Raw genomic sequence first — 6815 nt, 5'->3', positions numbered from 1 at the left:
GTCTAGCATGATGATATCAGCTCGGTGTTGAATAGCCTCCTGCACTTGCGCCAGGGTTTCAGTTTCCACTTCGATCGTCAATGGGTAGGGAATACGGGGACGAATAGCTGCGATCGCGGCTCCAATACTACCTGCTGCCGCAATATGGTTATCTTTAATCATGACGCTATCGTCCAAGCCTAGGCGGTGATTGATTGCCCCCCCAACCTGAGTGGCATACTTCTCTAGGAGGCGCAGTCCTGGTGTGGTTTTGCGGGTATCGACCAGTTGAGCTGGCAAATCGGCGATTGCGGCAACATATTTGTTCGTGAGGGTAGCAATACCACTCAGACGCATGGCTAGGTTCAACGCCACCCGTTCCCCTGTGAGCAATGCTTCTAGGGAACCTGCTAACTGAGCGATCAGTTGTCCCTGTTCACACCATGAGCCTTCTGGCACCAGTGCTGTGAAGGCAAAACGATCATCTAGTCGCTGAAAGACCCTAGCTGCGATTGGTAACCCTGCCACAATGCCAGATTCCTTCGCTACCCAATATGCGGAACTAGAGTGTGCTCCAGTTGCAATCAAGGCCTGGGTTGCGCGATCGCCGCGGCCAATATCCTCTAGTAACCAGTGCTCTATCTCTCGATCTAATACCAGCAGGGGAGGCAGCATGGCCTTGGGCTTGGTCATGGAATCTATCGGCTAGCGGACAAATTGGTAAGCAGCCTCAGAGATAATGGGCAACTCGGCGTATAAGCCCCGGATGGACTGAACCACGGAATAAATCGCCGCCGCTAGCACTGCTACAAATATTACGCTCATGAGGGGGTTCCAAAACAACACTTCCACTGGAGAGGCACCAACACCAATTACTGACCGCCCAATTCCTAGAATAGACAGCACAGCATCACAGAGGAAGATAGCGATCCCAATCAGCAATGCTTGCATAGTGTGAAAGCGGAGAAAGTGCACAACTCTGTAGTTTCTGATAACACCAGCAAATAGACCAATAAATACTGCGATTTGTACAACTGCAATCCCCCCTACACTGTAGGCGTAGATAGCCAACAACGGCATGAGTGGAACAAATGCAAGCCGCAGGTAGGGAATTGAGCGAAACAACGGTTCCCCAAAGCCAATTAGCAGCACCTCCAGCACAGGGACAATGTATACCAAGCAGGCAAAGATGCGATCTTGAGTGGTGCTAGAACCTCGCCACGTCATGGACTGTCTTCCTCCTAACAACTCACTCAATGTTAGCAAGTCGGAATCCCATTGGACAGTTGTAGTGGGTGGGCAACTGTTGACTGGCCTGAAGAGTTGTTTGCCCGCAACATAGTCGCCCCTTCCGCCAGCGGGGTTGTCCGTGCTGATCAGCCAACAGACAAGACTGACACACCTGCTGGGGTGACAATACTTGGTCATCCATCAAAATCACTAACATGGGTCACTCACAACATTCATACTACTGAGTGGATTAGCCCATATCCTACGGGCATCCTTCCTCTTTCAATTGTATTGGTATGAACACTATGGGGAGTACTTGTGTAACGATCGCATACAGAGACGATCGCCCACGCAAGGGCTACGTTAGGAGTCTACCTACGCTTGAGCACTAACAGTGTAATGTCATCGTACTGGATATGGCTGCCTATGAAGGATTGCACGTCAGCAATAATGGCTTGACGAATATCTTTGGCAGACTGAGTGTGATATTTCTGCACTACTTGACAGAGGCGCTCTAGCCCATAGAACTGACCGGTGGCATTTTCCGCTTCCGTGATACCGTCAGTATAAAGCACTACAACATCACCAACTTCTAACATCACCTCTGCCTGGGAAATGAAGCTAGTTATATTTTCCTCCAGGCCAATGGGAAATCCTAGGTCGATCGTGTCAATGCGCTCAATTCCTCCAGAGGAGCGGGCAACAATCACTTCTTCATGCTGACCACTTAGACGGAGCTTGCCGCGGTCATAGTCTATTAGTGCCAGGGTAAGATTCTTATCGGAATTCATCCGTTGCACATTGTCATAGATAGCACGATTGAGGCTACTCAGAAATTTCACTGGATCGGTTTCATTGTTTGCAAGTAGCGCCCGCACGGCTGTTTGCACCATAATCATTAGCACACTACTCTCTAAGCCATGCCCAGTTACATCCCCAATGCCAATTTTGATGATGCCATTGTGTTGTAAAACATCGTAATAATCACCACCAACTTCATTGGCTGGCTCCATAAACCCAGCAATTTCTAAATCTTGAATAGCATCTAGTTCTTGTTCTTTAGGCAGAATCATGCGCTGTAGCTGGCGAGTCACCGCTAGCTCGGTTGCCATCCGCAGATTGTCAGCCTCTAGCTGCTGATTGAGCAATCTTATATCCTTATTAGCCTGCACAAGGGCAGCCGCCACCATATTAAATGAGTGAACAACTTGACCGAGTTCATCACGGTTGTCGAGAGTGATAGGCTGAGTTAAGTCGCCTGTAGCCATCTGCTTCGCGGCTTGGTCTAAGCTGTAAACCGTCCGCATAACAGCTAGATAAAATCCAGTGAACAGATAGACAACCACTAGAAGTACAATGATGACTCCTACCACAATCAGTTGTCGCTGCTGTACAAATCTGTGAATTCGCTGCTGAAGTAACGTATCCAACTCTGTCACTACGTTATCCCAAAGCTGAAAGCTAAGTGCCAAGGTAGTCGAGGCTCTACCTACATAGTCAGCAAGTTCAGGATTCACCTGAGGGTTGCGCAAGCGGTTCACTACTACAACTAGCTCATCAAGTTCGGCTATGAATTGAGTGAGGGGTTTTGTCAACCGAGGGCGAAGATTTCCGGTTGGGTTATTCTGAAATCCCACAGTAAGGTTGAATACTAAGTCTTCCTTAGTTTCTTGCAGTAACCCAGCTAGCGTGACCAGCGTTGCCCGGTCTTGAGCATCCATAGTTTGGTAGGCTTGGATAGCCTCACTTTTAAGGCGCAGTTCTGCCAGCAATCGTTGGAGTTCTGGCAGTTTTAACAGGCTAGCATCCATGAGGTAGTAGGTGTCTAAATCAGGATCCAAGATTAAGTTGGATGTATCGCCGACATAGGCACGCAGGTTGCTGAGAGCCTGGATGAACTCTTGATAGGCAGTTTGCTGGGCGGTCTTCGGAGACGTTGTTGTAGCACTGAGATGTTGCCAGGCTGTCATCACTTTGGTGTAGGTTTTGGCAGTTTTGAGTAGCTTGCCATACCGACGATCGACCTCAGCTAGGGCAGTGATGGCTCGCTCAAGCTGTTGCTGGATATCTGATGCTCGTTGGCTAGAGAATTTTTTAGAATTAGTGCTAGCTTGATATTGACGATCAAGGGCGGGTTCCCAAACCTGACGCACAGACACTAAGTAGCTGTTGCCATATAGTTCCTTTTGAGAAAATTCAATGCGATCGCCTATGCTAGAGAGCAACAACTGCATCAGCAGTGCTATTGGCAACACAAAAATCAAACTAATTAACAGAAACTTTTGTGGGTAAGTGAGGCGGTTCATTAGGGAAACCGCTGGGTTGATCAGTTTCATAGCAGTTTGTTACAACAGGCAGAGTTGATAAATCTGATGGAGGTAGCTTCTAAGGAATTGGCACTAAAAGTTGCTCGCATTGCTTACCTACATTACGCTATTTGCATATAACCGCTCGTGACTATCAAATTCAGGATTCTTCAATATCAGGATTACAGAAGTCACGTACATTTCTACATCATTCCGAATCTAAAGCGTATAATGTTAAGCAACTATATGTCCTAATTTAGTCCCATCCGGCTGGGGCAATGTCTATGCTGGACACTATCATCGTCCTCTCGTTTGTGATAGCTGGTGCAGGCATCGGCTTCTTTAGTGTTGACTTGTTACCCACAAGTTTGATGGAACAAGTCACCAACTTAGAGGGTTTGAGCTTTGTAACAGCAGGGTTTGGCGGTATTGTTGGCGTGGCTGTGGGCTTGGTTGCCCAAACAGGATATCGTCGCATGGAGCGACAGGTGCGTTCCATGCCGATAGACTTGCTGCTTAGTCGCTCTGTAGGCCTAGTGTTAGGTTTACTGGTCGCCAACCTCATGCTAGCTCCTATCTTCTTGCTACCCATTCCTCAAGAGTTTGGTTTTATTAAGCCCCTGATTGCTGTACTAGCGAGTGTGCTGTTTGCAGTGTCGGGGATATCTTTGGCAGATACTCATGGACGAGCTTTTCTGCGGCTAATCAACCCTAACTCTGCTCAGATGTTGCTGTTAGCCGAAGGGACACTTAAGCCTGCCACTACAAAGATCTTGGATACAAGCTGTATTATTGATGGTCGGATTCAAGAACTGCTAGATACTGGATTTATGGAAGGGCAACTACTGGTGCCTCAGTTTGTGTTACGAGAGTTACAGCAGGTTGCCGATGCTGCTAACGAGCAGAAGCGAATCCGGGGTAGGCGTGGGTTAGACATTCTCAACCATATGAAGGAAGCCCACCCTGAACAACTCTCTATTCATCCAGCCGACTACGAGGATGTGCCCACAGTTGATGCTAAGTTAGTGCGACTGGCTCAAGAAATCAATGCTACGTTGCTCACAACTGACTACAATCTCAACAAGGTAGCGAGTGTGCAACAGGTTCCTGTTTTGAATGTCAATGATCTTGCCCAGGCGTTGCGTCCTTCCTACCTTCCTGGCGACAGTGTTGACCTTAAGATCCTTAAGCAAGGCAAGGAGCCTGATCAGGGTGTAGGTTACCTGGAGGATGGAACTATGGTAGTGGTTGAGGAAGGTGGTAATTTGATTGGTGATGATGTGCCAGTGGTCGTGACTGGCTCGTTACAAACCTCAGCGGGGCGAATGATTTTTGCGAAACCTAAATCTTCTATGGTGATGTGACGATCGGTTCTTGACTCTTACGTTAGACTGAGACTCTGGGAAGAGTAAGCGTGGTGGTTGCGGGCTGAGAATTAGGTAGCTAGTTCATCAGTCTGAGGAAAGTCCGGGCTCCCAAAGAACCAGACTTGCTGGGTAACGCCCAGTACGAGCGATCGTGAGGATAGTGCCACAGAAACATACCGCCTAGGGAATTTTAGACTGATAATTTTCGACATTGGCTGAACTCTAAAATCCAAAATTTCAGATCTAAGATTGAACTGGGTAAGGGTGCAAAGGTGCGGTAAGAGCGCACCAGCAGCATCGAGAGGTGCTGGCTCGGTAAACCCCGGTCGGGAGCAAGGTGAAGGAACAAGGGTTGGTTCTTTTCCCGTTCCGCTATAGAACCGCTAGAGGTGCTCTGGTAACAGGCATCCCAGATAGATAACCGCCCATTTGAACAGAACCCGGCTTATGTCTTGCTCTTCCCTCAAAATTTAGCTGTTGTTCTGAACCACTGCTCGCTTGTGAGTGCAATCGTTTACCCTCAACGCCAACAACAGTTGCAGAAGTTTGTGCAGCGTCTTGGTATCGCTGTTGAAGCCAAGATTGACTGGCATCTACTTGATCTAGCCCTAACTCACCCAACAGTATCTACCACAGCAAACTATGAGCAGCTAGAATTTGTGGGAGATGCTGTTGTGCGTTTAGCTGCTGCAGAACTGCTGTATGAGCACTATTCAGAGTTACCTGTGGGTGAATTTGCCGCCATTCGCTCGATTCTAGTGAGCGATCGTGTTTTAGCAACAGTTGCCGATAACTATGGACTAGAACGCTATCTCTTGCTGTCTCCAAGTGCCCTGAATGACAAAAGCGGCTATCAATCACGGATGGCACAGGCGTTAGAAGCTGTAGTAGCTGCTCTTTATTTACCTAGCCGTACCTTGGCATTGGTTCGTCCTTGGCTAGATAGTCACTTTCAAGCTATGGCAGCAACAGTTCTAGCAGATCCGGCACGACAAAACTACAAGGCAGCACTTCAAGAGTGGAGCCAAGGACTCTATAAGACGTTACCTGAATATCAAGTTACAGAAATTGCTGGGGGATTGGATGCTCACCAGCGGTTTCATGCCCAAGTCCAGGTAAACGGCAAAGTCATAGGAGAAGGCACAGGTCGATCGCGCAAGGCTGCTGAACAAGCTGCCGCACGAGTAGCATTTTTTACTATAAATCCCCACGTCAACTAACCGGCACAGCCACGACTAGGTTAGTTGGCATGTTGATGTTTGTAGTGCAGACTTGAGTCCTCCTGAAATTGCAAATCTAATACCAATCCTCCGAAACCTAGCTACATAACCCATAAGTTCGTAGTAAGGACTTCAGTCCTTAATAAAAGCTATCTATAGCCATAGCATGGGGAATTAGTACAAGATCCAAAGCAGTATCCCCATATAGGTAATCAGCGTCTAGGTAATCAGCGTCAGGACTGACTCTGCACTTCGTTTAAACTCTACTGTTCATCAAACGGCTCTGTTCGTCCCGTCCAGTTGAAATCGCTAATCCGGAGATTTATGGATCCAAGTTGAAGGACAGGGTTATAGCGGAGGGTAATGCCATAGGCACGCCGACTATAGTCCAGGATGTAGTCTGTGCTAATTTCTCGACCATTGTCCAAATTTACAGCCGTCTGTACCCCAAACCTCACAGGCCCGTAAATTTGCTGCAAAAAGCCACCGGAAAGTACACGGGTATCGACAATGCGATCGAATAGAAATGGTGAATTATTACCTCCCAAGGTTTGAGAATAGCTAATATTTAGCCCTGTATAGTCAAAAAATGTACGAGAAAATTGCCCAAACTGGGCCTGAAGAGCGATAGAGCCTGTTAGGGTAGCTTGGGTGTCACCGGTTGTGTAAAAGCTTGAAATTCCTGTGATGCCTGTAACTAGCCGTAAGTAGGG

General features: G+C 47.8%; 7 protein-coding genes and 1 other RNA gene. 3 read left to right on the top strand and 5 right to left on the bottom strand.

Annotated elements, in window-relative coordinates:
- The 4 genes from nadC to NZ772_10900 form a co-directional block, all read right to left on the bottom strand.
- Positions 1-672, bottom strand: a 672-nt coding sequence (nadC, locus tag NZ772_10915) for a carboxylating nicotinate-nucleotide diphosphorylase (protein MCS6814060.1), incomplete at its 3' end; no start/stop codon positions are given.
- 12 nt (positions 673-684) lie between these two features.
- Positions 685-1206 carry a hypothetical protein gene (locus NZ772_10910; GenBank protein MCS6814059.1) on the bottom strand — a complete coding sequence of 174 codons (522 nt, stop codon included), beginning with the start codon at positions 1204-1206 and terminating at the stop codon, positions 685-687.
- 22 nt (positions 1207-1228) lie between these two features.
- Complete coding sequence (locus NZ772_10905) at positions 1229-1426, bottom strand: hypothetical protein (GenBank protein ID MCS6814058.1); 198 nt, start codon at positions 1424-1426, stop codon at positions 1229-1231.
- A 154-nt stretch (positions 1427-1580) separates the two neighbouring features.
- The gene (locus tag NZ772_10900) at positions 1581-3545 is read right to left on the bottom strand and encodes a SpoIIE family protein phosphatase (GenBank protein MCS6814057.1); all 1965 of its coding nucleotides are present in this window, start codon (positions 3543-3545) and stop codon (positions 1581-1583) included.
- Between the two features lie 254 nt (positions 3546-3799).
- Between NZ772_10900 and NZ772_10895 the strand changes: the two genes are divergently transcribed.
- The 3 genes from NZ772_10895 (at position 3800) to rnc (ending at position 6102) form a co-directional block, all read left to right on the top strand.
- Positions 3800-4879 (top strand): PIN/TRAM domain-containing protein, encoded by a 1080-nt coding sequence (locus NZ772_10895; protein MCS6814056.1) that lies wholly within the window; start codon positions 3800-3802, stop codon positions 4877-4879.
- Between the two features lie 40 nt (positions 4880-4919).
- Positions 4920-5346, top strand: an RNA gene (rnpB, locus tag NZ772_10890) — RNase P RNA component class A.
- Positions 5347-5391: 45 nt separating this feature from the next.
- Positions 5392-6102 (top strand): ribonuclease III, encoded by a 711-nt coding sequence (gene rnc, locus NZ772_10885; protein MCS6814055.1) that lies wholly within the window; start codon positions 5392-5394, stop codon positions 6100-6102.
- A 263-nt stretch (positions 6103-6365) separates the two neighbouring features.
- Here the strand turns inward: rnc and NZ772_10880 are convergent.
- A partial coding sequence (locus NZ772_10880; protein ID MCS6814054.1) for a DUF3769 domain-containing protein occupies positions 6366-6815 on the bottom strand: 450 nt, incomplete at its 5' end.

It is taken from the genome of Cyanobacteriota bacterium (assembly GCA_025054735.1).
Lineage (GTDB): Bacteria > Cyanobacteriota > Cyanobacteriia > SKYG9 > SKYG9 > SKYG9.
Note: the sequence above shows the minus strand (reverse complement) of the source record. Positions and strands in the feature narration are given on the sequence as shown.

Excerpts from the sequence above, each read along its gene's own strand:
- NZ772_10910 (MCS6814059.1), bottom strand. The coding sequence starts at position 1,206 with ATGACGTGGCGAGGTTCTAGCACCACTCAAGATCGCATCTTTGCCTGC.
- NZ772_10905 (MCS6814058.1), bottom strand. The coding sequence starts at position 1,426 with ATGTTAGTGATTTTGATGGATGACCAAGTATTGTCACCCCAGCAGGTG.
- NZ772_10900 (MCS6814057.1), bottom strand. The coding sequence starts at position 3,545 with ATGAAACTGATCAACCCAGCGGTTTCCCTAATGAACCGCCTCACTTAC.
- NZ772_10895 (MCS6814056.1), top strand. The coding sequence starts at position 3,800 with ATGCTGGACACTATCATCGTCCTCTCGTTTGTGATAGCTGGTGCAGGC.